This is a genomic window from Pantoea sp. XY16 (genome assembly GCF_025153065.1).
Lineage (GTDB): Bacteria > Pseudomonadota > Gammaproteobacteria > Enterobacterales > Enterobacteriaceae > Pantoea > Pantoea alfalfae.
The window spans coordinates 21050-44368 of the sequence record NZ_JANZNP010000006.1 but is presented as its reverse complement, the minus strand read 5'-3'; the positions used below and the strand labels follow the sequence as shown (position 1 = coordinate 44368).

At 58.3% G+C, this 23319-nt stretch carries 19 protein-coding genes; 16 read left to right on the top strand and 3 right to left on the bottom strand.

Going from position 1 to position 23319, the window contains the following annotated elements; all coding sequences use genetic code 11:
- Positions 1–4: 4 nt before the first annotated feature.
- The 10 genes from N1689_RS10265 to N1689_RS10220 all read left to right on the top strand — a co-directional run bounded on the left by N1689_RS10265 (position 5) and on the right by N1689_RS10220 (position 12524).
- Entirely contained in the window at positions 5–847 is an 843-nt protein-coding gene (locus N1689_RS10265; protein ID WP_260058791.1) for a GNAT family N-acetyltransferase, read from the top strand.
- A complete protein-coding gene (locus N1689_RS10260) occupies positions 847–1773 on the top strand; it encodes a glyoxylate/hydroxypyruvate reductase A (protein WP_260058789.1) in 927 nt (308 codons plus the stop codon). Before N1689_RS10265 ends, N1689_RS10260 begins: the two co-directional genes overlap by 1 nt.
- A gap of 1 nt (position 1774) precedes the next feature.
- Positions 1775–2908 (top strand): M20 aminoacylase family protein, encoded by a 1134-nt coding sequence (locus N1689_RS10255; protein WP_161735936.1) that lies wholly within the window; start codon positions 1775–1777, stop codon positions 2906–2908.
- Positions 2909–3021: 113 nt separating this feature from the next.
- Complete coding sequence (gene gabT, locus N1689_RS10250) at positions 3022–4338, top strand: 4-aminobutyrate--2-oxoglutarate transaminase (protein WP_161735935.1); 1317 nt, start codon at positions 3022–3024, stop codon at positions 4336–4338.
- 165 nt (positions 4339–4503) lie between these two features.
- Complete coding sequence (locus N1689_RS10245; protein WP_010247853.1) at positions 4504–5016, top strand: Lrp/AsnC family transcriptional regulator; 513 nt, start codon at positions 4504–4506, stop codon at positions 5014–5016.
- 252 nt (positions 5017–5268) lie between these two features.
- Positions 5269–5715 carry a GNAT family N-acetyltransferase gene (locus N1689_RS10240; RefSeq protein ID WP_253419135.1) on the top strand — a complete coding sequence of 149 codons (447 nt, stop codon included), beginning with the start codon at positions 5269–5271 and terminating at the stop codon, positions 5713–5715.
- A gap of 18 nt (positions 5716–5733) precedes the next feature.
- Positions 5734–7779 (top strand): hydantoinase/oxoprolinase family protein, encoded by a 2046-nt coding sequence (locus N1689_RS10235; protein ID WP_260058786.1) that lies wholly within the window; start codon positions 5734–5736, stop codon positions 7777–7779.
- Between the two features lies 1 nt (position 7780).
- Entirely contained in the window at positions 7781–9739 is a 1959-nt protein-coding gene (locus N1689_RS10230; RefSeq protein WP_260058784.1) for a hydantoinase B/oxoprolinase family protein, read from the top strand.
- 62 nt (positions 9740–9801) lie between these two features.
- Entirely contained in the window at positions 9802–11583 is a 1782-nt protein-coding gene (locus tag N1689_RS10225) for a thiamine pyrophosphate-requiring protein (RefSeq protein ID WP_222925305.1), read from the top strand.
- Positions 11584–11681: 98 nt separating this feature from the next.
- The gene (locus tag N1689_RS10220) at positions 11682–12524 is read left to right on the top strand and encodes an oxidoreductase (protein WP_161735930.1); all 843 of its coding nucleotides are present in this window, start codon (positions 11682–11684) and stop codon (positions 12522–12524) included.
- A gap of 92 nt (positions 12525–12616) precedes the next feature.
- Here the strand turns inward: N1689_RS10220 and N1689_RS10215 are convergent, their stop codons facing one another.
- Together N1689_RS10215 and N1689_RS10210 are read right to left on the bottom strand one after the other, a co-directional pair.
- A complete protein-coding gene (locus N1689_RS10215; RefSeq protein ID WP_010670899.1) occupies positions 12617–12838 on the bottom strand; it encodes a hypothetical protein in 222 nt (73 codons plus the stop codon).
- An 85-nt stretch (positions 12839–12923) separates the two neighbouring features.
- On the bottom strand, positions 12924–13391 hold the full coding sequence (locus N1689_RS10210) for a hypothetical protein (RefSeq protein ID WP_260058783.1): 468 nt from the start codon (positions 13389–13391) through the stop codon (positions 12924–12926).
- 366 nt (positions 13392–13757) lie between these two features.
- On the opposite strand from N1689_RS10210, the gene N1689_RS10205 reads away from it, so the two are divergent.
- From N1689_RS10205 to N1689_RS10195, 3 genes are read left to right on the top strand one after another with little or no spacing between them, the layout of a single operon-like run.
- Positions 13758–15194, top strand: coding sequence for an amidase (locus tag N1689_RS10205; protein WP_260058782.1), 1437 nt, complete (start codon positions 13758–13760; stop codon positions 15192–15194).
- Complete coding sequence (locus N1689_RS10200; protein ID WP_161735927.1) at positions 15191–16507, top strand: cytosine permease; 1317 nt, start codon at positions 15191–15193, stop codon at positions 16505–16507. Before N1689_RS10205 ends, N1689_RS10200 begins: the two co-directional genes overlap by 4 nt.
- A complete protein-coding gene (locus N1689_RS10195; protein WP_161735926.1) occupies positions 16488–17174 on the top strand; it encodes a cysteine hydrolase family protein in 687 nt (228 codons plus the stop codon). Before N1689_RS10200 ends, N1689_RS10195 begins: the two co-directional genes overlap by 20 nt.
- Before the next feature lie 93 nt (positions 17175–17267).
- Here the strand turns inward: N1689_RS10195 and N1689_RS10190 are convergent, their stop codons facing one another.
- On the bottom strand, positions 17268–19454 hold the full coding sequence (locus N1689_RS10190; protein WP_161735925.1) for a bifunctional diguanylate cyclase/phosphodiesterase: 2187 nt from the start codon (positions 19452–19454) through the stop codon (positions 17268–17270).
- Positions 19455–19870: 416 nt separating this feature from the next.
- Here N1689_RS10190 and N1689_RS10185 point away from each other — a divergent pair, with 416 nt between their 5' ends.
- The 3 genes from N1689_RS10185 (at position 19871) to N1689_RS10175 (ending at position 23150) form a co-directional block, all read left to right on the top strand.
- Positions 19871–20971, top strand: coding sequence for a mechanosensitive ion channel family protein (locus N1689_RS10185; RefSeq protein ID WP_222925311.1), 1101 nt, complete (start codon positions 19871–19873; stop codon positions 20969–20971).
- A 659-nt stretch (positions 20972–21630) separates the two neighbouring features.
- Positions 21631–22344 (top strand): bacteriorhodopsin, encoded by a 714-nt coding sequence (locus N1689_RS10180; protein WP_260058779.1) that lies wholly within the window; start codon positions 21631–21633, stop codon positions 22342–22344.
- Positions 22341–23150: a Brp/Blh family beta-carotene 15,15'-dioxygenase gene (locus N1689_RS10175; RefSeq protein ID WP_260058777.1), complete on the top strand. Its 810-nt coding sequence runs from the start codon at positions 22341–22343 to the stop codon at positions 23148–23150. Before N1689_RS10180 ends, N1689_RS10175 begins: the two co-directional genes overlap by 4 nt.
- Positions 23151–23319 lie beyond the last annotated feature (169 nt).

Here is a 23319-nt window from a genome sequence, read left to right as displayed (position 1 = left end):
GCGAATGAGCCTGACAATACGCGCAATGACGCCAGACGATCTCGACCCATGTTTCGCCTTAACGCAGGTGCTGAAATGGCCCCACCGACGTGAAGACTGGCAGCTGGCGTTACAACTGGGCGAAGGCACAGTAATAGAAGAGCAGGGCAAACTGATGGGCAGCGCTGTGCTCTGGCGCTGGGGTGACCGTGCCGCCACGGTGGGACTGGTGATTATCGATAACCAGCAGCAGGGACGCGGCCTCGGCAAGCAACTGATGCTGGCGCAGCTGGAAAAACTGCCCGACGTTAACGTGCGTCTGCATGCCACCGAAATGGGCAAAGGGCTGTATGAAAAACTTGGCTTTGTCAGCTGTGGTGAGATCCGTCAGCACCAGACGCGTGCAGTTACCACGCTGCCAGAGGTGGTGATCCCCGCGGGGCTGAAACTGCGCCCGGCGACAGTAGCCGATCGTGACACGCTGGTCACGCTGGATCAGCAGGCACACGGCATGCATCGTCCGGCGCTGATTGAGCATTTAGTGCGCGACTGCCAGACGGTGCTCTTAGAGGACGCGGCACAGCGGATTCAGGGCTTCGCCAGCCTGCGCCGCTTTGGTCACGGCTGGGCGATTGGCCCGGTGATAGCGGCGGATTTCCCGATGGCTCAGGCGCTGGTCGCCTCGCTGATGCAGTCGCTGCAGGGTGAGTTTCTGCGCATCGACACCGATGCCGCGCTGCCGATGGCAGCCTGGCTTGAACGTCTTGGTATCCCTCAGGTCGATGCGCCCACCACCATGGTGCGCGGCACGCCCTGGACGCCGCAGGGTATGCACGCATTTGGACTGATGACGCAGGCGATGGCCTGATGCATATCGTCTATAAATCGGAGCCGGAACGAGGCCGGATCTGGCAGCGCTGGCTGGCGGAACATGCGCCTGATATTCAGCTGCATCTCTGGCCGGAGACCGGTGATCCGGAGCAGGTTGAGGCGCTGGTCGCCTGGCAGCCACCAGCTGACATTCCGGCGCTGTTTCCCCGCCTGAAACTGCTGTTCTCGGTGGGGGCCGGTGCCGACCAGTTTGACTTCAGCACGCTGCCGCCCGACCTGCCGGTAATCAGAATGATCGAGCCAGGCCTGACGCAGGGCATGGTGGAATATGTCACCTTCGCGGTGCTCGGTCTGCATCGCGACATGCCGCGCTATTTCCATCAGCAACGCCAGCAACAGTGGCAGCCTCATGCAGCCATACCTGCCGGGCAGCGTCGGGTCGGCGTGATGGGGCTTGGCGAACTCGGGCAGGCCGCGTTAGCCCGGCTGGTGGCGCTGGGCTTTGACTGCGCAGGCTGGAGCCGCACACCGCGCGAGTGCCCCGGTGTGCGCTGCTGGCACGGCGCGGATCAACTCGCTGACTTCCTGGCGCACAGCGAGATTCTGGTCTGCCTGCTGCCGCTGACCGACACCACCCAGGGTTTGCTGAATCAGTCCCTGTTCAGCCAGCTACCGCACGGCGCGGCGCTGGTACAGGCCGGACGCGGCCCGCAGCTGAATCATGATGATCTGCTGCAGGCGCTGGAGAGCGGTCAGCTCCGCGCCGCCGTCATTGACGTCACCGATCCGGAGCCGTTACCGCCGGGCCATCCCTTCTGGCACCATCCCGCCATCTGGCTGACGCCGCACATTGCCAGCCAGACGCAGAATGAGAGTGCCATTGCGGCCCTGCTGGAGAATCTGCGGCGCTACCAGCGTGGTGAGCCGCTGCACGGTGAGATTGACCGTTCGCGAGGATATTAAGATGGAACATTTAGTGGTACTGCGCCGCGACCTGCATGTGCACCCGGAGCTGGGTTTTCAGGAGCAGCGCACCAGCGACATCGTGGCGAACTTCCTGCACCAGCTGGGCATCGAGGTGCATCGCGGCATCGGTAAAACCGGCGTGGTCGGGATACTGAAAAAGGGCACCAGTGAACGCATGATTGGCCTGCGCGCCGATATGGATGCGCTGCCGATGCAGGATCAAGGCGGCACGGAATGGCAAAGTCAGGCAGAGCAGGTGAGTCACGCCTGCGGCCACGATGGTCACACCGTGATGCTGCTGGGTGCCGCTGAAAAACTGGCGCGGGACGTCAGCTTTGACGGCAGCGTCTGCTTTATCTTCCAGCCTGCTGAAGAGGGACTGGCGGGTGCAAAAGCGATGATCGACGACGGCCTCTTCAGCCGCTTTCCCTGTGAGGCGGTCTACGCCATTCACAACTGGCCGGAACTGCCGCTCGGTCAGGTACAGACCCGCCCTGGCCCGATTATGGCAGCGGCCGACCGCTTTGATATCAGGGTGCTGGGCGGCGGCGGCCACGCCGCGCAGCCGCACCTTACACGCGACACCCTGCTGGCGGTCAGCGAGCTGGTGGTGCAGCTCAATACGCTGGTTTCACGCGCACTCGACCCGTGTGAAACCGCGCTGCTCACCGTCACACGGATGCAGGGTGGCTTTTCACACAACATGATCCCGGCCGAGGCGAGTATCACCGGCACGGTGCGTACCTTCAGCCCGGCGGCGCAGGATACGATTGAAGCGCGGCTGCGCCAGATGGCGGAGCACGTCACGGCGGCTCATGGCCTGCGCGCAGAAGTGAACTATCAGCGTTACTACCCGGCGACGATTAACAGCGCGACGGAAGCGCAGTTTTGTCTGGAGGCGCTGACGCAGGCGGGCATACCGGTTGACACCGCGGCCAGACCCGCGCTCACCTCGGAAGATTTCGCTTTTATGTTACAGGCGTGTCCCGGTGCCTATCTGTGGCTGGGATCGGCACCCTGCAAGCCATTGCACCATGCCGCTTATGACTTCAACGATGCGCTGATCCCGCATGGCGTTAACGTTTTTGTCGCGCTGGTACGCCAGGCGCTGGCAGAGAAATTTCCCTGCTGAATGCAGCGGGATTTTGACAGGAAATGCCGCTGCCTCGGAAATTACGGCAGCGTGAGAAACCAGCGGGTTGCGATACTTGAGCCAACCGAACGTTACGTGGATGAGGGTTTAAAATGCAGAATGTCATGGCAGAGCAGCAAGCATACTCCGATAACAGCCTGTTACTGGATGCACGCGAGCAGAACGTGCCGCGCGGTGTAGTGACCGCCCATCCGCTGGTGATTGAACGCGCCAGAGGCAGTGAAGTGTGGGACGTTGAGGGCAATCGCTATCTCGACTTTGTTGGCGGCATCGGCGTGCTGAATGTCGGTCACAATCACCCGGCGGTAGTCAATGCGGTGACCCGCCAGCTTGGTCTGGTGTCACACGCCTGTTTTCAGGTGGTGGCCTATCCGGGCTACATTGAGCTGGCGCAGCGGCTGAATAGACTGGTGGGTGGCGATGAGGCGTACAAAAGTGTCTTCTTCACCAGCGGCGCCGAAGCGGTGGAAAATGCGGTGAAGATTGCCCGCTCACACACCCAGCGCCCCGGCATTATCGCGTTTGATGGCGCGTTTCATGGCCGCACCCTGCTGGGCGTCACCCTGACCGGCATGTCCGCGCCATACAAACAGAACTTTGGCCCGTTCCCCGGCGACATCTATCGTCTTCCCTTCCCGAATCCACTGCACGGCGTGACGGAAGCGGACTGCCTGAAGGCGCTGGATCAGCTATTCGCGGTGCAGATCCTGCCGGAGCGTGTGGCGGCGATTATCATTGAGCCGGTTCAGGGCGACGGCGGCTTCCTGCCCGCTGGCCCGGCATTTATGCAGGCGTTGCGTCGCATTACCAGCCAGCACGGCATTCTGCTGATTTGTGATGAAATCCAGTCCGGCTTCGGGCGTACCGGCACGATGTTCGCCTTCCAGCAACTGGGTATCACACCCGATTTAGTCACGCTGGCGAAAAGCCTGGGCGGGGGGCTGCCGATTTCTGGCGTGGTGGGGCGTGCGGAGATCATGGAGGCACCGACGCCTGGCGGGTTAGGCGGTACTTATGGCGGCAACGCACTGGCCTGTGCGGCGGCACTGGCGGTGCTGGATCTGTTTGAGCATGAGAACCTGCTGCAGCGTTCCTGTCAGCTCGGCGAACAGCTCAATGCCCGTCTGCGACAGCTGGCGGATAAATATGCCTGCATCGGTGACGTGCGCGGTGTGGGCTTCATGCAGGCGGTAGAAATTCTTGATTTCGAAACCGGTCGTCCCGATGCGGCGCTGACCCAGAAGATCCTCGACAGCGCCTGTCAGGAAGGACTGCTGCTGATTAAGTGCGGCCTGCATCGCAACACCATCCGTTTCCTGGCACCGCTGGTCACTACCGACTCACAGCTGGAAGAGGCGCTGCATATTTTCGATATTGCGCTGGCACGTGCCACCGGCCGGCTGGGTTAAACCGTATTCCTCATTGATTTTGTTAGAGTAATTTGAAAATCTCCCGCTGGTATAACCACTGCGAAGCGCTGGCGCGTTTACGGTAAAGCATGTTATATCTTCGGGAGGTTCTGAACATTTGATTGCGCGCCTGGCCCAACAGGCTCTGACAATGAGGGGGGTGCTATGAACGGCTTAATGAAACTCGACCGCATCGACATCAACATCCTGGTGCAACTCCAGAAAGATGGCCGTATCAGCAACGTTAACCTCGCCGACGCCGTAGGCCTCTCGCCCAGCCCCTGTCTGCAACGGGTCAAACGTCTGGAACAGGCCGGTTTTATCACCGGTTATGAAGCGCACATTAATCTCACCCGCATCACTGATTCAGTGACTGTCTTTACCGAAGTCACCCTGTCCGGCCATCGCCGCGAAGATTTTATGAAATTTGAAAGTGCGATGCGCGACGTCGATGAACTGATGGAGTGCCATCTGATCACCGGCGGCTATGACTATCTGCTGCGCTTTATTACCCGCAGCATTGAACATTACCAGGAAGTGATTGAGAAGATGCTCGACGCGCAGATCGGCATCGATAAGTACTTCAGCTATATCGTCATCAAATCCCCGATCATGAAAAGCAGCGTGCCATTACGCTCGCTGATCGGCAAACATAACTCAGTCGAATTCGGCGTATAACGGGCGGTCGCCTCTCGCCACCTCCCCGGTGGAGAGGGCGGCCACACGCATTGTCTCTGTCTGCTGTTCCCCCCACCCACCTTTGTTCACAGACGGGCTTCCTTTCCCCTTTAACCTTTGCGATTTTTCCCTCAGCATAAAATTTTTTCCCTGCCCAAAATTCAGTCGCTCTGTCCGGTTTTGTCGCGTGCTACGGCCTCAATCGTTGAGCGAACCCTTTTACACTGAATTTAACCGATACAAGGAGTTGTGATGGACTCACTACTGATTGCTGACCAGCAGTGGCAGCGCGATGCGTTCACTGTCTCTACCGATCGCCAGCGGCTCGATCTGGCCTGGATCCACATCCAGCTGGCGGAGAAGTCGTACTGGGCCAAAGGCCAGCCGGAAGCGAAAACCCGGCGGGCGATTGCCGGTTCGCTGCCGTTTGGCCTCTATCACCAGCAGGCACAGATTGGCTTTGCCCGACTGATCACCGACTACACCCGCTTTGGCTGGCTGTGCGACGTGATAATTGATGAAAACTGGCGTGGTCACGGGCTGGGTAGCTGGCTGGCGACCTGTGTTCGTGAACACCCGGAGCTGCAAACGGTGCATCGCTGGATGCTCTCAACCCAGGATGCGCATCAGGTCTACCAACGGCTCGGCTGGCGTGTGGTGCAGCATCCCGAGGCGCTGATGGAATTTCCCCCTTCCTGACACTGGAGTTAACCCGATATGCGATACCGCGTTGGCGTGGATATTGGTGGTTCCTTTACCGATTTCGCCGTGCTCGATCAGCAAACGAACCAGATCCACACCCTGAAGGTCCTGTCGCGACCGGATAAGCCCGGCAGCGAAATCTTAACCGGGCTGGCGCAGTTTCAGCAGCAGCAGGGCATTGATCCCGCTGAAATTGGCTACTTCACTCACGGCACCACGGTAGGCATCAATGCGGTGATCCAGCGGCGCGGCGTGCGGCTGGCGCTGTTTGCCACCGAGGGCTTCTGCGATGTACTGGAGCTGGCCCGGCTGAAAATCCCGCATATCCATGACCTTTTCTCACGGCGTGCAGCGCCGCTGATTACCCGTGACAGGGTGTTTGCCATCCGCGAACGCAGCGACGCGCAGGGCAACATACTGCAACCCGTGGATCGCCAGAGTGTGCTCGACGCAATCCATCAGGCACGCGCTGCCGGCTGTCAGGGCATTGTGGTGTCGCTGCTGCACAGCTATCGCAACCGACACAATGAAGCGGCGGTGAAGGCGATTATCGATGAGGTGGCACCTGAACTGCTGACCTCCTGTTCCGCCGACATCTGGCCGATCATCCGCGAATATGAACGCACCATCACCGCCACCATCAACGCCTACGTGCAGCCGATGGTCATTCACTACCTGGAATCCTTTGAGCAGGCACTGCAACGGCTTGGCGTTAAGCCACCGCCGCGCATCACCAAATCCAACGGCGGGGTGATGGGCGTTGACCAGGCGAAGCGCGAATGTGTGCAGATGGTGCTCTCCGGCACCGCATCCGGCGTGATTGGCGCCAGTTACCTCGCCAGCGCCTGCGGTTTTGACAAAATCCTCAGCCTGGATATCGGCGGCACCAGCGCCGACGTGGCGGTGATCATCGACGGCAAGGTGGCGCAGGGCAATGGCGAAATCATCGGGGATTTCCCGATCTTTATTCCTTCCGTCGCTGTGACCTCGGTGGGTCAGGGCGGCGGCTCGCTGGCGTGGATTGATGGGCAGGGCGTATTGCAGATGGGGCCGGACAGCGCCGGTTCGCTACCCGGGCCGGTCTGCTTCCAGCGCGGCGGCACGCAGCCGACCGCTACCGATGCCTTTGCCGCCTGCGGCATGATGGGCCACGGTGCGCTGGGTTATGACGCGGTGACGGTGGATGTTGCCGCCGCCTGTGCGGCCTGGCAGCCGCTGGCGGATGCGCTCGCAATTTCGGTTGAAGAAACCGCCGAGACCGCTATCCAGCTGGCGATCTCCAGCATGTACAGCGACACCAGCGGCCTGCTGTCGCGCTTTGGCCTCGATCCACGTGAATTCTGGTTCCTCGCCTTTGGCGGCGCGGGACCGATGATGGGCTGTTTTCTCGCCCGCGAACTGAACATGAAAGGGGTGATCGTGCCGCCGACGCCGGGCGTGCTCTCCGCGCTGGGCGGGCTGGTGGCGGACATCCGCAACGACTTTATCCGTACGCTCTACGGCGATCTGACGCCTGCGCTGGCCGACACCTTAGCCAGTGAAGCCGACGCCTTGCAGCAGCGCGCCTGCGGCTGGCTGGCGCAGGAGCACGGCAGCGACATGCCATACAGCCTGCAGTTCAGCGCGGATATGCGCTATCGCGGTCAGTCGTTTGAAATCGACGTGCCGCTGGAGGCGAGCTGGCTGGTGCAGGCGGACTTCGCTGCGCTGCATGACGCCTTTGACCGGCAGCACCAGCAGCTGTTTGGTCACTGTGACCCGGAGGCGCCAGTGCAGCTGATCACCCTGCGGCTGGTGATGACCTCACCGACGCCGAAACCGGTGCTCATCACACTTCCCCCCGCCACAGCACCCGTGCCGGTCCTGAAACAGACCAGAGCCTGGATCGACGGCGGCTGGCATCAGATCGATTTAGTGCTGCGTTCAGTGCTGCGTGCCGGACATCAGCTCAGTGGCCCGGTCATCATCGCCCAGGACGACTGCACCACCTGCGTGCCGCCCGGCATGAGCGTCACGGTCGATTCATTCGGTAATCTGCTCATCACGGCGAACGAGGCATAACATGGCGATTGACGGACGTAACTTACAGATCCTGGCGAACTACTGCGCCGCTGCGGCTGATGCGATGGCCTTTACGCTGATGCGCACCGCGCACTCCACTTTCGTGAAAGAGACGGAAGATTTCTCCTGCCAGATTGTCAGCCGCAGCGGGCTGGCATTTGCCTCGCCGCGCAGCTTTGGCGCGCCCTGGTACAGCGGCATCGACTATGCGCCGGTGCTGGCGCTGATAGAGGAGTACGCCGAGGGCGACATCTGTATTACCAACGACGCCTACGCCGGTAACGTGGCAACTCACTCGCCCGATATCCACATCTGGAAGCCGGTATTCCATCAGGGCGAAATTGTCTGCTTCGTGGTCGGTCACATTCACAACACCGACGTCGGCGGCGCAGTGCCTGCCTCGCTGTCGCGCTCGCTGACCGATATCGTGCAGGAGGGTATTCGCATCCCGCCGCTGAAGATCATACAACAGGGTCAGCTCAACGAAGAGGTCGCCAGCATTATGCGGCTCAACGTCCGGGTGCCTGATCAGAACTGGGGCGATTTCAAGGCGCAGCTGGCGTCGGTGAACGTGGGCGAGCGCAAAATCCACGACATCATTGCCCGCTTTGGCATTGATGATTTTTTGCAGGGCATTGAGGGCATTCTTGATTATGCCGAAGCGCAGGCGCGCACGATTATCAGTACCATTCCCGACGGTGAATACTTTTACGCCGACTACGCCGATGAAGATGGCGAGGGCGGCTATCCCTGTCGCATCGCCATTACGCTGCGGGTGCAGGGCGACCGGCTGGAGCTGGACTACACCGGCAGCGATCCGCAGCTGGCGTCGTCGCTGAACATGCCGACTGGCGGGCGCGAGCGGCATCCGCTGGCGCTGGTGGGCGTCACCTATGTGCTATCAACGCTGGACCGTTCGCTGCTGCTTAACGCCGGTACGCTGCGGCCAACCCGGGCAATTCTGCCGCCAGGCACGGTGATGAACTGTGAAGCACCTGCAGCAGTCGGGATGCGTTCGCTGACCTGTGCACTGTCGCAGATTGCGACGATTGGCGTCTTCTCGCTGGCGATGCCGGACCGACTGCCCGCGAACTCACCGGGCGGCAACTCGATTATGAACATCCGCACTCAGACGCAGAACCGCAGCGTGGTCGCCTCACTGGGGCCGGTGGGCGGCGGGGCGGGCGGCACGCCGCATCATGACGGACCCGATGGTTCTGGCGGGCTTTCCGCCTTTCTGAAAAACACCCCGATTGAGATCAACGAAGCGGAAGTGCCGATTCGCTTCCATCGCTACGGACTGGCGCAGGACAGCGCCGGCGCCGGTCGCTATCGCGGCGGCCTGGCGACCGAAATGGCGTTCGAGATTTTCTCGCCCAACACCACCATTACCGCGCGCAACCGTAACCGGTCAGTGTTTGCCTCGGCGGGTGTAGTGGGCGGACAGAGCGGTGCGCTGTCGACCTTCCGTACCCGGCGCAACGGTGAAGTCATTAATCACGGTAACACCGATGTGATCCACTGCCAGCCAGGTGATGTGGTCGACGTGCGCGGACCCGGTGCAGGCGGTTACGGCCTGCCGTCACAGCGCAATGTTGAGGCGGTCATGCAGGATGTGCGCTGTGGGTATCTCAGCGTCGCGGCGGCCAGAGCGCAGTATGGCGTGGTGGTAGTGGATAACCGCGTGGATCAGGCGGCGACAGAAAGGTTGCGCGCCGACATGCCGCAGCAGGTCGCGCACCATTTTGAGCACGGCGAAGCACGGAGTCGCTTCGAAACGTGCTGGACGCCTCAGCGTTATCAGTTGCTGACTGCCTTTCTGGCAAACGCGCCGGTGAGCTGGCGTCACTTCCTGAAAACCCAGGTATTCCGGGCGGTGGAGGAGACAGGCGAAACGGCGGATATGGCGCAAATATTCAGTGATTTGCGTCAGCGATACCCGGCAATGGCGAACAGTTAACGGTGATGGCTCATCGTCTACTACGCTTTAAGTCTGTAAGGACAACGAGGGGAAACGCGACGATGAGCATGAAAACCAGTGATTTTTTTGTCCAGCGCCTGAAAGAGTGGGGCGTCACACGCATTTACGGCTATCCGGGAGACGGGATTAACGGCGTGCTGGGGGCGATTCAGCGCGCAAACGCCAAAGGAGACGGCATCGAATTTATTCAGGTGCGTCATGAAGAGATGGCGGCCTTTATGGCGGCCGGACACGCAAAATTTACCGGTGAGCTGGGCGTCTGCCTGTCGACTGGCGGACCGGGCGCAACCCATCTGTTGACCGGACTCTATGACGCCAAAATGGACCATGCCCCCGTGCTGGCCATTGCCGGACAGGCAGAGGCGACTGCGCGGGGTGCCAGTTACCAGCAGGAGATGAATCTGGATCGCATCTTCTCGGACGTCGCCAACTTTGTTCAGGAAGCCTCGACCTCAACGCAGGTGCGCCATCTGCTGGACCGTGGCGTGCGCATCGCCAAAGCGCAAAACGGCGTGGCGGTGATCATCATCCCTAAAGATATTCAGGATGAAGAGTGGCAGCCGCCGCAGCATCTGCACGGTTTTACCCATTCCGGCAGCGGCTATCAACGTCCTAAAGTCATTCCTTACGAAGCGGATCTGCAACGCGCCGCTGAGGTGCTTAACGCCGGTAAAAAAGTGGCGATTCTGATCGGGGCAGGCGCACGCGACGCCGCCGTGGAAGTGGTTCAGGTCGCCAATGTGCTGGGTGCGGGCGTGGCAAAAGCGCTGCTGGGCAAAGATGTGCTGCCGGACGATGCGCCGTTTGTGACCGGTTCGATTGGCCTGCTGGGCACGAAGCCCTCATCTGATTTAATGCAGAACTGCGATACCCTGCTAATGATCGGCAGCGGCTTCCCGTGGACAGAATTCCTGCCGGAAGAGGGCAAGGCGCGTGCGGTACAGATTGACATCGACCCGGCCATGCTCGGCCTGCGCTATCCCAGCGAAGTCAATCTGCATGGCGATGCGGCTGAAACCCTGCGTGCGCTGCTGCCGCTGCTGACCCACAAAGAGGATCGCAGCTGGCAGGAAGCTATCGCGGTTCAGGTACGTGACTGGTGGACGCTGATGGAAGAGCGCGCCATGGCACCCGCTAATCCGGTCAATCCGCAGCGGGTAGTGTGGGAGATGTCGCCTCAGTTGCCGGACAACGCCATTGTTACCTCGGATTCCGGCTCCTGCGCCAATTGGTTCGCCCGCGACTATCGGGTGAAACAGGGGCAGCGCGCTTCGCTCTCCGGCGGCCTGGCCTGTATGGGCGCGGCGGTGCCCTACGCCATTGCCGCGAAATTTGCTCACCCGGAGAAACCGGTGGTGGCGCTGGTAGGTGACGGCGCGATGCAGATGAACAACATGGCCGAGCTGATCACCATCCAGAAATACTGGCAACAATGGGCCGATCCGCGCCTGATCGTCTGCGTGTTCAACAATCAGGATCTCAATCAGGTCACCTGGGAGCAACGCGTGATGGAGGGTAATCCGCGCTTTGACGCCTCGCAGCAGTTGCCGGACGTGAAGTATGCCGAGTTTGCGCAGTCGCTGGGGATGGTCGGCATTTATGTCGATAATCCTGACGATCTGGCCGGTGCATGGCAGCGTGCGCTCAGCGCCGATCGCCCGGTCTTGCTGGAGGTGAAAACCGATCCGGAAGTTGCGCCGTTACCGCCGCATATCACCTTTAAGCAGGCGAAAGCCTTTATGGCGTCGATGGTGAAAGGCGATCGCGGGGCGGCGCAGATCATCAGCGACACCGCCAGCCAGCTGTTCCATAAAAAGCATTAAGGGCTAAGTGGGGCGGTTCCGCCTCGCTAACCTTGATCCCCGGATGCACTCGCGTCCGGGTCGTAAACCCCTTCATCATACTTAACGGGAGTCTTAACATGACTGCTCATTCCAGCCCTGTCTGGTTAATCTCGGGATGTTCAACCGGTTTTGGTCGTGAACTGGCGCAGCAGACCATCGCGCGTGGTTTTAAGGTCGTCGTAACGGCGCGTGATACGTCGTCCATCGCCGATCTGGTTGAAGGACACGACAACGCACTGGCGTTGGCGCTGGATGTGACCCGGCAGGCGAGCATCGACCAGGCCGTCAAAGCAGCTTTAGACACCTTCGGCACCATTGATGTGCTGGTAAACAACGCCGGTTACGGCTACCAGAGTTCGGTGGAAGAGGGTGTGGAAAGTGAAATTCGCGCCCAGTTTGATGCCAACGTTTTTGGCCTGTTCGCCCTGACGCGCGCGGTGCTGCCTGCGATGCGCAAAGCGCGCAGCGGTCATGTTATCAACATCACCTCTGTGGCTGGCTTAATTGGCTTTGCCAGCTCAGGCTACTACTCTGCCAGCAAACATGCGGTGGAAGGCTGGTCCGACTCGCTGGCGCTGGAAGCGGGGCCGTTGGGGATTCACGTTACCTGCGTCGAACCCGGTCCGTTCCGCACCGACTGGGCCGGACGCTCACTGCATCAGACGCCGAGTAACTTGCCGGACTATGCAGAGACTGCAGCCGCACGGATGAAAGCCACCGCCGAATACAGCGGTACTCAGAAAGGCGATCCGGCACGGGCCGCCGCGGCGATGATCGCCATCACCGAACATGACAACCCGCCACGCCATCTGGTGATGGGGGCCTGGGGCCATGACGCCGTTACCAGCAAGCTCAAAGAGCGTCTGGCTGAGATAGAAGCGTGGAAACAGACGTCAGTGGAGACGGATTTTCCGGAGTAGAGGTGAGTGCGCTGTGGGTGGCGGAAAGCCGCCCGCGTGTGAGCCAGAAGCTGATAAAAATACGAAAGGCCCGTTTATCGGGCCTTTAAGCGTTAAGCGCTGATCTTAGCTTTCTGCATTTCGCGCGCATTCAGCTCCTTCAGCTTGCGGCGCAACAGGGCAGATGAGGAGCGTTTTTTCCTCTGAGCTAACTGGGCCTTAATGGCGGGCAGATCGGGTCTGGCCAGCCACTCAGCTATCAATAGTGCCCTTAACTCCCTGTTCTCGGCATCAGCCGCATCTGTGATGCCATCGTATTTATCGTAAAACGACATAGCAAGCTCTCCCTGTAGTCACTACTTTATAAGCCCGGAAATATTTCGGGATTAAAGGTTGCGGTGCTTTCTTCGGCAACCCTGTTCAGCGATTGTAGCGTAGTTCATTTTTTAACCCAAGCAAAGCGTCATAGATCTCCTCAAGGGGTGTCGGGCGATTGCGGTCGACGATCTCTCCTGATGCAGCCTGGAAAACAAAACCGCCTATAAAGAAGCTTTCATGGTGTGCCATTAACGCCAGGAGTACGCTTTTGAAAACGACAGCACCCCCTAATCCTGCAAAGCTGATATGGCGGAAATCGCCCAGACACTCCAGACCATCGAACACGTCAAAACAGACTTCAGCCAGCCCGTTAACCGGAAAAGCGATACCGGGTGGCAACTGGTATCCGATGCGGGTAAAGGTCTGTTCATCCATTAGCGTGCCCACGATGACAGTGTAATTCTCATTACCGGCAACAAACGCGTAACTGTAATGAATACGCCGATCGTAAATGAATTTTTTTCGCCTGATTTCGTAGTTTTCAAGATAAATATCTTCTTCAAAGCGCACTTCTCATCCCTGCCGCAGCTTATGAATCCCTGAAACTCGATTTTTGCTCTCCTGCTCAGTAACCTCAAACATCACTGGTAAAGATGTGGTTATTGATTCCAGCATATCGGCCGCTGTTGCTGATTATCGACATCGTTTTGTAAGCCAGCCCGCAAACCATTCAGCTATTACGCCCCTTTATCGCGCAGGCCTGCGCCATCATCGTGCTGAAAAAATAAACAGCCACCCATCCCCAACATCATAAGAATTCGATCTTGTATCCCAGCCCGTATTCCATCTGGCATCCCCGTTTCAGACCGGATGCATCACCGCTAACTGGCACGCTTCATGCACTCGCTGACAGGTACAATTCTGGCGAGGTAACCCATGTTTGACTCCTTATTAGACGAAGATGCCACCACGATGGCCGCTCTGATTCGCAGCGGGGACGTGTCGGCGTGCGAGCTGACCGGGGCGGCGCTGGCGCGGATGGAACAGCGGGAACCGGCGATACAGGCTTTTTGTACCCCGACGCCTGAACGGGCAATGGCACAGGCCAGAGAAGTGGATGCCCGACGGGTGCGCGGGGAAACGCTGGGCGCGCTGGCGGGCGTACCGCTGGCGGTGAAGGATTTAATCTGCACCGCAAACGTCAGAACCACCTCCGGATCGGCGGCATACAAAGATTTCGTACCGGAAGATGACGACATCACGGTGGAACGGTTGCTGGCCGCCGACGCCATCCTGCTGGGCAAAACGACTGCGCCGGAGTTTGGTTACAGCGGCGTCGGACACAATCCGCTGTTCCCGTCACCACGCAATCCCTGGGATCGGGCAATGACGCCAGGCGGTTCCAGCGCAGGTTCCGGCGCAGCGGTAGCGGCGCGGCTCTGCCCGATTGCACTGGGCAGCGACGGTGGCGGCTCGGTACGCATTCCGGCAGCGCACTGCGGCATTTTTGGCTTTAAGGCGTCAATGGGTCGGGTGCCATTGTGGCCCGGCTGCCGCGATGAGCGCTATCCCGGCGTGTCGAGCTGGGAGTCACTGGAGCATATCGGGCCGATGACGCGCAGCGTGCGCGATGCCGCCCTGATGATGTCGCTGATGGCCGGGCCGGATATGCGTGACCGCCACTCGATCCCTTGCTGCGACGTTGACTGGCTGGGCGCACCAGAGCATTTGCCTGGCAAACTGCGCATCGCCTTTAGCGCAGATTTTGGTTATGTGGCTGTTGACCCGGAGGTGCGGGCGCTGGTCAGCGCGGCGGTGCAGCGTTTTGCCGCTGAAATCGGGGCTGAACTGGAGCTGGCCGATCCCGGCTTCCCTGATCCGGCTGCCGCCTTTGGCGCGCTGGTGGCGATGGAGAGCGATCTCACCGGCATGCGCCAGATGATGGCGGAGCAGGACAGCAAGATGTCGCCGCATCTGGTCGCCATGCTGCAGCGCGACTGGCGGGCGGAAAACTTCACCGATGCCATCACCACCCGAAAAGCGGTCAGCAACAGCCTGTGGCGCTTTATGCAGCGCTTTGATCTGCTGATCACGCCGACGCTGGCAGTGCCGCCATTTCCGCTGGGGATGCAGGGACCAGAGATCATTGATGGCCGCATGGTCCGCAGCGATCACTGGCTCTCGTTCTGCTTCCCGTTCAACTTCACCGGACAGCCTGCTGCGTCTGTGCCCGCCGGTTTTACCGCCAGCGGCCTGCCCGTCGGGATGCAGATTGTCGGACGTCATCTTGATGATGCGTTAGTGCTGGCTGCCAGTGCCGCTTTCGAGCGCATTCAGCCGTGGAATCACCTTCAACCCGGAATCGCCCAATGAAAACATCTGATACACCTGCGCTGGAGCAGGAGTTTGAACATGAGCCGGTGCCGCTGTCGCACCGTCATTCCACCCGCTCCGTCTCGGCGGTCTGGTTTGGCTTTCCGATGATCCTCACCAACGCGCTGTTTGGCGGCATCATCACCTGGCATCTGGGATTCTGGCCCGCGCTGATCGCCATTCTGCTGGGCAACCTGGTACTGTTCGCCTATGTCGGTGCGCTGAGCTGGTACGCCGGTAACAGCGGGATGAACTTCGCTCTGCAGGCCAGACGCACCTTTGGCAGCAAAGGCTACATCCTGGTTTCCGGTTTTCTCTCGACGGTGGTGATCGGCTGGTATGCCTTCCAGACCGGTCTCACCGGCACGGTGATTAATCAGACCTTTGGCTGGAATGCGCTGGCGGTGACCGCCTTTGCCATGATCCTTTACACAGGTATTACGTTCCTGGGCGTGCGGGCGCTGTCGGTACTGGGGATGATCGCCGCGCCGCTGTTTGTGGTGCTGGGGATGGTGGCGTTGTGGCTGATCAGCAAACAGCACGACTTCTCCATCGTGACGCAGTGGAAGGGCAGCGCCAGCGCCGCCGGTGCCATGAGCATGGGCACCGCCGTCACTATGGTGGTGGCCGGTTTTGCTGACTCCGGCACCATGACCGCTGACTTCACCCGCTGGTCGAAGAATGGCCGCTCGGCGGTGATTGCCGCGTTCTCTGCGTTTCCGATCGCCAATGTGATCTCCTATCTGTTTGGCGTGGTGATTGTGGCAGTGGGCGCGGCGGTTGATCCGCTGACCAACGGCGGTAACTTTCTGCCGATGCTGATGGGACACAGCGCCTTCCTGTCGGTGGTGGCCTGTCTGTTTGTCTTTATCAATCTGGGGTCAGTTTGCACCCACTGTCTCTACAACGGTGCGGTGGGTTTCAGCCATCTGTTCAGCAGCAAAATGCGCCTCTGGACGCTGATCCTCGGTGCCATTGGCGGCGTGCTGGCGCTGGCGGGAGTCTGGTCTTACTTCCTGGAGTGGCTCAGCCTGCTGGGCATTGTGGTGCCGCCGTTTGGTGCGGTAATGATTGTGGATTTGATTTTCATGGCGCGCATCAGCGAGCAGCGTCCGGCGCAGCGTTTCCGTGGCACCGCGTTTGCCGCCTGGGCGATTGGCAGCCTGTGTGCAGTCATCGCCCATGTGGCTTTCCCGCAGTTCGGTGAAGCGGTTATCGGTTTGATGACCGCCGCCATCAGCTACACCCTGATCAGTAAAATGCGCATGCCGCGCCCGGTAATGGAGAACAGCAATGCCCGACTACAGCGTTAATTCGACCCCCTACGCCTGGCCGTTTGACGGCAGCTTTAGCCCGGCTGACACGGCGCTGATCGTGATTGATATGCAGACCGATTTCTGTGGTGTCGGCGGCTATGTCCACAGCATGGGCTATGATGTGAGCCTGACCCGCGCGCCCATCGTCCCTTTGCAGCAGGTGCTGGCGGCGATGCGCGCCCGGCAGTTTCCGATTATCCATACCCGTGAAGGACACCGGCCCGACCTCAGCGATCTGCCCGCCAACAAGCGCTGGCGCTCGCGACGGATGAACGCCGGGATCGGCGATGTGGGACCCTGTGGCCGTATTCTGGTGCGCGGTGAACCGGGCTGGGAAATCATCCCGGAGCTGGCTCCGTTGCCGGAGGAAGTGGTGATTGATAAACCGGGGAAGGGATCGTTTTACGCCACCGATCTGGAGCTGATTCTGCGCAGTCGCGGCATCCGTAACCTGATCCTGACCGGTATTACCACCGACGTCTGCGTCCATACCACGCTGCGCGAAGCCAACGATCGCGGCTTTGAGTGCCTGGTGCTCTCCGATTGCTGTGCTGCGACCGAGCAGCGGCATCATGAGGCGGCGCTGAGCATGATCCCTATGCAGGGCGGCATCTTTGGCGCGGTCGCTACGTCGGCCGCGCTGCTGGATAGCCTGGGCGTGTAGCGTTTTGCATCCCACAGTAAGAGGTGCTGCCCTGATTCTCAGGGCGATTCCGCCTGGCCTGAGCGCCGTTATGCGCTCAGGCCATCCACAGCACTATTCGCGCTGCGTATCCTCTGGCGCAGGTAATCTCATCAGCGCTTCAAGCTGATCGGCGGGTACCGCCTGACTGAACAGATAGCCCTGCAGCTGATTACAGCCTGCATCTGCCAGTGCAGACATCTGCCCGGCGGTCTCGACACCCTCCGCCGTCACTATCAGCCCCATGGCATGGCCCAGTTTCACCACGGATTCAACAATCGCCACGGAATTTTCCGCCACGCCCAGCGACTGGGTGAACGAGCGGTCAATTTTGATTTTGTCCACCGGGAAGGTGCTGAGGTAGTTGAGGCTGGAGTAGCCGGTGCCGAAGTCATCCAGCGCGATGCGGAAGCCTGCTTCCCGCAGCGACACAATAATCTCGCGTGCTTCGCGTTCATCCTCGATTAATACGCCCTCAGTGATTTCCAGCTCCAGCCGCTTTGGGTCACCGCCGTGCTGGCTGACAATCGCCATTACACGGTCAACAAAGCCGGTAGAGCGGAACTGCACGGGCGAGACATTGACAGCCACCAGCAAATCGGGAAAGCGCTGCTGAGTGGCACAGGCTTCAGCCAGCACCCATTCGCCCAGCGGGATAATCAGGCCGGTCTCTTCGGCAATCGCGATAAATTCACCGGGTGCGATCAGGCCGCGCGTCGGGTGATGCCAGCGCAGCAGCGCTTCAATGCCGACCATCTGCTGACCGCCAACGTCCATCAGTGGCTGATACCATACCTCCAGTCCCTGTCGGGTTTGCAGCGCCGTACGCAGATCGGCGGCGATGGTCTGCCGGGTTTGCACTGACTCATCCATTGCCCGTTCAAACTGACGAAACCGGCCGCGCCCGCCGCTTTTGGCTTCATACAGCGCGATATCGGCTTTGCGCATCAGCTCCAGCCGATCAATGCCGTCTTTAGGTGCCAGCGCCAGTCCGATACTGGCCCCGCTCCAGACATCGCTGCCGAACAGGGTAAACGGCTGAGCCAGCTCGTCAATCATGCGCTGCGCCAGGCTATTCACCTGACCAATATTATCGACCTCCGGCATCACCACGATAAATTCATCGCCCCCGATGCGTCCCACGGTATCGCTGGCCCGCACGATACGACTCAGGCGCTGCGCCACCGCGATGATCAGCTCATCGCCAGCATGATGACCGTGGGTATCGTTGACGGCCTTGAAGCGGTCAAGATCGATCAGCAGCAAGGCTACCCGCTGATCGTTGCGCGTCGCCAGGGCCAGCGCCTGGGTTAAGCGGTCTTCAACCAGCGCGCGGTTCGGCAGGCCGGTCAGCACGTCATGAAATGCCAGATGTTGTGCCTGCGCTTCCGATGCGCCCAGCCTGAGCATCGATTGCGAGAGGTTAACTGACGAGTTCCAGAGTCGCCGTACCATATAAAGACAAAGCAGCGATATCGCCAGCACCGCCAGCCCGGTAGACGGCCCGATGGTGCGCAGCATCTGCGCACCCGGGCGGGCGGGGATCCAGTTGAGATAGCCAACCGGCTCGCCCGCCTGCGCGATCAGCAGATAGCGTGCGCTGGTGCCGGACTGAGATGTGCCATCAGAAAAGTGCAGTCCCTCCAGCTGATTGCGTTCCGCCAGGCTCGCCAGATAACCGTCGTCGAGAAATTTCAGGCTCACCAGCCGGAAACGCGGCAGGTCGTTGCTATCCCGCTGTATGCTACCCACGGCCAGCGCCGCAGCTCGCTGGGTAACACGGGCATAATCGGCGTTATCCTGACGCCTGGGATCCTGGATCAGCGTGTTTTGCAGCACCTCGGCGATCAGCGGACCGTTGTCCGCTTCCATAACCGGCTGGCCTTCACGCCAGACTCTGACGATCTGGTTTTGCGCATCCAGCACCATAATCAGCTGATGACCGAACATCTCATACAGCCACTGCCCGATGTTCTCATCCAGCCACCTGTCGCTGTTCCCCTCAGCCAGATGCTCCTCAAAGGGCCGCCAGCGTGACAGGCTATGCAACTGGCGCAGATGCTCATTCAGACTCTGCGAAAAAGAGGCCTCGATCATCCGCTGCTGCTGATGCCGGGCCTCAGTATTGGTCAGTGACGTGCCAATAAATAGTGCCGCACCCGCACCAGCAAACGTCAGCACAAGGATAGCCACCAGCGGCACCAACACTTCGCGCAGAAAACTGTGGCGAAAATCAGAGGAAAGTTTAAGGGTATTAATCATATTGTTGTTTTTCTCAGCAGCAGGGGAACAGCTTAAAAATTAGCAGATAGGAACAGATCTTCCATGAAAAGCTTGATGGATAGTGAGCAGGCGAGCGTTTTTCTGTTAGCGAGCGGCGGGGGCAGGCTGACAGTCAGGGAAAGAAAGTGAGTACGTTTTATCAGTTATTTTAATGAGCGCGGCAGTCATGCCGAGGGCATAAAGGTCAGGATGGTAAACCCTGACCTGTGCGGTAAGGCTGACAGGCTGAATTCGGCCGCAAGTCCATCACCGCGCATTTCCTGCCAACTTCGCTGCTATGGTTCATACTCATGAGCGCTGATTGTGTTACGAATGGATAACCGTGCAGACAACGGTTACTGAGTGGGTCACTTATCTGACAGCCTGCGCCTGACAGCTAACGAAAAGGGAAAATAATGCCATTGTTATTCGGTGAGTTATCTGGTTTCCCGTCATGGGTACCTGTTGTATTACTCGTCTCGCTTTCTTTTATTCTGGGTTTCCTGGCCCGCCTTATCCTGCTCGCGTTTATCCGCTACTGGCAGGGCCGTGACAGAAAGCTGTTCAAATCTCTGGAAAAGCACCTTAGCGGTTCGATGTTCTTTTTCGTGCCGTTATTGATGATCAATGTCGGGATTAACTACATCGATTTCCATCCTGAATCACTTGAACTCATCACCAATATCATCAACGTTTTTATCATCATGTCATTCTGCTCGGTCTTAATCCGGCTGACCAACGTGGCGCAGGATATGCTTTATATCCGCTACGACATTAATATTTCCAATAACCTGCGTGCGCGAAAAATCCGTACTCAGATTATCTATGTCAAGAAAGTCGTTATTGTCATCCTGGTGCTGTTCTGTGTTTCGCTGATTCTGCTGAGTTTTCCCGGCGTGCGTAAATTCGGCACCACTATTCTGGCCGGTGCGGGTGTGGCCGGTATCATTATTGGTTTCGCTTTACAGAAGTCGCTGGTTAACCTGTTCGCCGGTATTCAGATCGCCTTTACCCAGCCGATTAAGATTGATGATGCAGTGGTGGTGGAAAAGGAGTGGGGCTGGATTGAAGAGATCAACCTGACCTATGTGGTGGTGCGCATCTGGGATCTGCGCCGTCTGGTGCTGCCGATTACTTACTTCACCGAGAATCCGTTTCAGAACTGGACGCGCAACAACGCGCAGATTTTAGGCTCGGTATTTCTCTATGTGGATTACTCGATGCCGCTGGAGCCATTGCGTAAGCATTTCGACAAAATCCTGAGTGAAACCAAACTCTGGGACCAGGAAACCTCGGTGCTTCAGGTGACCGACACCACCGAGAAAACCATGACCATCAGGATGCTGATGACCGCCCAGAACTCCCCGATCGCCTTTGATTTGCGCTGTTATGTGCGTGAAAAGATGATTGAGTTTATTCAGCAGAATTACCCGGAAAGCCTGCCACAGGTGAGGGCGTCGCTGACGGATAGTGGGTCGGAGAAGGTGGGGAGAGCAGTAATGGAAGAAAATATTTAGAGAAGGAGAGAAACGGCAGTTTAATTGGGTTTGCAGAAAAATACAGCTGTCGTTTCGATTTTATAAGCCAGAAATTAAGTTTGCACATTCTTACCCCACTTATGGATTGGGCATAAGATAACGGGCAGGATGGGGGCAACTTTTAGACATTATTTCTTTTTATAGTTTTACGTTTAATCGGCAGGCATCAGAATTCAGTTTTTATTTATGCCATTGAACCCATGTGAAACGCCTCACCACGCTATTCTCATAGCGCCCGATTTCATATTTACCACTGAAAAATAAAATTATTGCTCTTTTGTCAGTTTATGCAAATAAGAGGCCTGACCCACCGCCATGATGAAAAATATGACTTAAATCAATAGGTTATTTGCAGGATTGCTTTCTCTTTTTTTGAGGTTATGGAAGTAAAGCGAAACGCTGAGAAACATAACTTTACATTGAATTTTTTATCAGACGCTTACCAGGTTGATAAAAGAGGTTAATTTAACCGTTTATTTAAAAATAAGAACTTGTGAGTTAATCATCCTGAGCAGATGACGAATATCACCATATACTTTCAGCATATTCGTTGAATGAATATAAACCTGCTTGATTAACGATAATTTGTCGCTGCATTGCTGGCGCGATACCGGCGTTTTAGTACAGGAGAGAGAAAAATGGATCAATCCGCATTCATGATTGGGTTTTCGGTCATGGCCATCGCATCACTGATTATCTACGTGACGGGTGACAAAAAATATCCTTTTGGCCACCATACACTCGTGCACGCGTCAGTCCCGTTTATTGCGGCCACGGCTTATCTGGCCATGGCGTTTGAATTTGGCAACCTCACGCTGGACAGTGGCACGGTAGTGTATCTGGCACGTTATGCTGACTGGTCTGTCACCACGCCTCTTTTACTGGCCGGGCTGGTCATGCTGGCTTTCCATGAACAGGGTAAGCCGGGCGAAATGGCGGGCTTTCTCACGGCCATCATTGTGCTGGATGTGATGATGATCGTCACCGGTCTGGTCTCTTCGCTGGCTGAAAATGCTGTCGCGAAATGGGTCTGGTATCTGTGGTCATGCGCGGCATTTCTGGGCGTTGTTTATCTGCTCTGGGGACCGCTGCGTGCTATAGCCGCTACGCGGGGTAGTGCGCTGGCAGGTGCATATAACAAAAATGTGGCCTTGCTGACCATCGTATGGTTTATCTATCCGATCGTTTTTCTGGTGGGTCCGGAAGGGCTCAACATCATTACTGATGCGACATCGGTCTGGGCATTCCTGATTCTGGATATCATCGCAAAAGTTTTCTATGCCTTCTACGCCGCGGCTAACATGAAGAAAGCCCTTTCTCATGCCGTGCCTGTTGGTGCAGTCAGGAGATGAGAGGCCAGGTGCGGCTCGGCTGGGCAGGACTGTGGGGGGCAGCGCTGGCGGCCTCTTTCAGCCCTCTTGCCGGGCAGGTGCTGTTTGCGACCGGAGCGATTGGCCTTATCGGCATGGCGCACGGTGCCAGCGATCTTGACGTCGTGAAACGCGAGCGTCAGTTTCCATTTCTTGCCGCCTATGGGCTGGTCATTGTGCTCTGTCTGTTCTGGTGGCACGGTGCGCCGGCACTGGCGCTGCCCGTTTTTCTCCTGGCCTCAGCCATACACTTTGCACTTGAGGATGCCCCTCTTGGATGCAGCATTGAACGTCTGGCGCGGGGAATAAGCATGATAGCGACGCCAGCTGCTCTGCATCTGCAGGCGTTCAGTACAATTCTGCATGAGGCGGGGCTGGGATTTTCATTGCCACACTCTTTTGCTGCAGGCATTGCCCTCACAGGGGGAGTTTGTGCAGCAGGCCTTATTTTTGTGGGCTTACTCCGCCGGGACAGACGTCTTCTGGCCGGTACACTGGCATTATTACTCCTTCCGCCTTTCGTCGGTTTTTCAATGGGCTTTCTGATTTTGCATGCGCTCCCGCAAACCCGGCAGCGGCGCGATCTGCTGGGATGCAAAAGCTACACAGGCTACCTGCATGCCACATGGCCGGTACTGACGGCAGCCATTCTGCTGGCGGCGGGAACCGTCGCGATGATGCATCCCACGGATAAAGCGGGAATTCAGTCACTTTTTGCGGCACTGGCCGCACTGGCGATTCCGCATATGCTCATTACGCCCTGGTTTGAAACACGGCAAGAAGCGTAAAGCCATCGTGCAGCACCCTGAAAGTGTTCCCGGACAAACAGAGCAGAGGGTTTCAGGCCTGAGCTCTATTCCCATGACGCCTCTTTATCCTTAACTGGCTTCTGTCCCGACTTTCACTTTCACCCCACCTTCACCCCTGCGTCACTATTCTGTCATCTGCGTCCCTCAG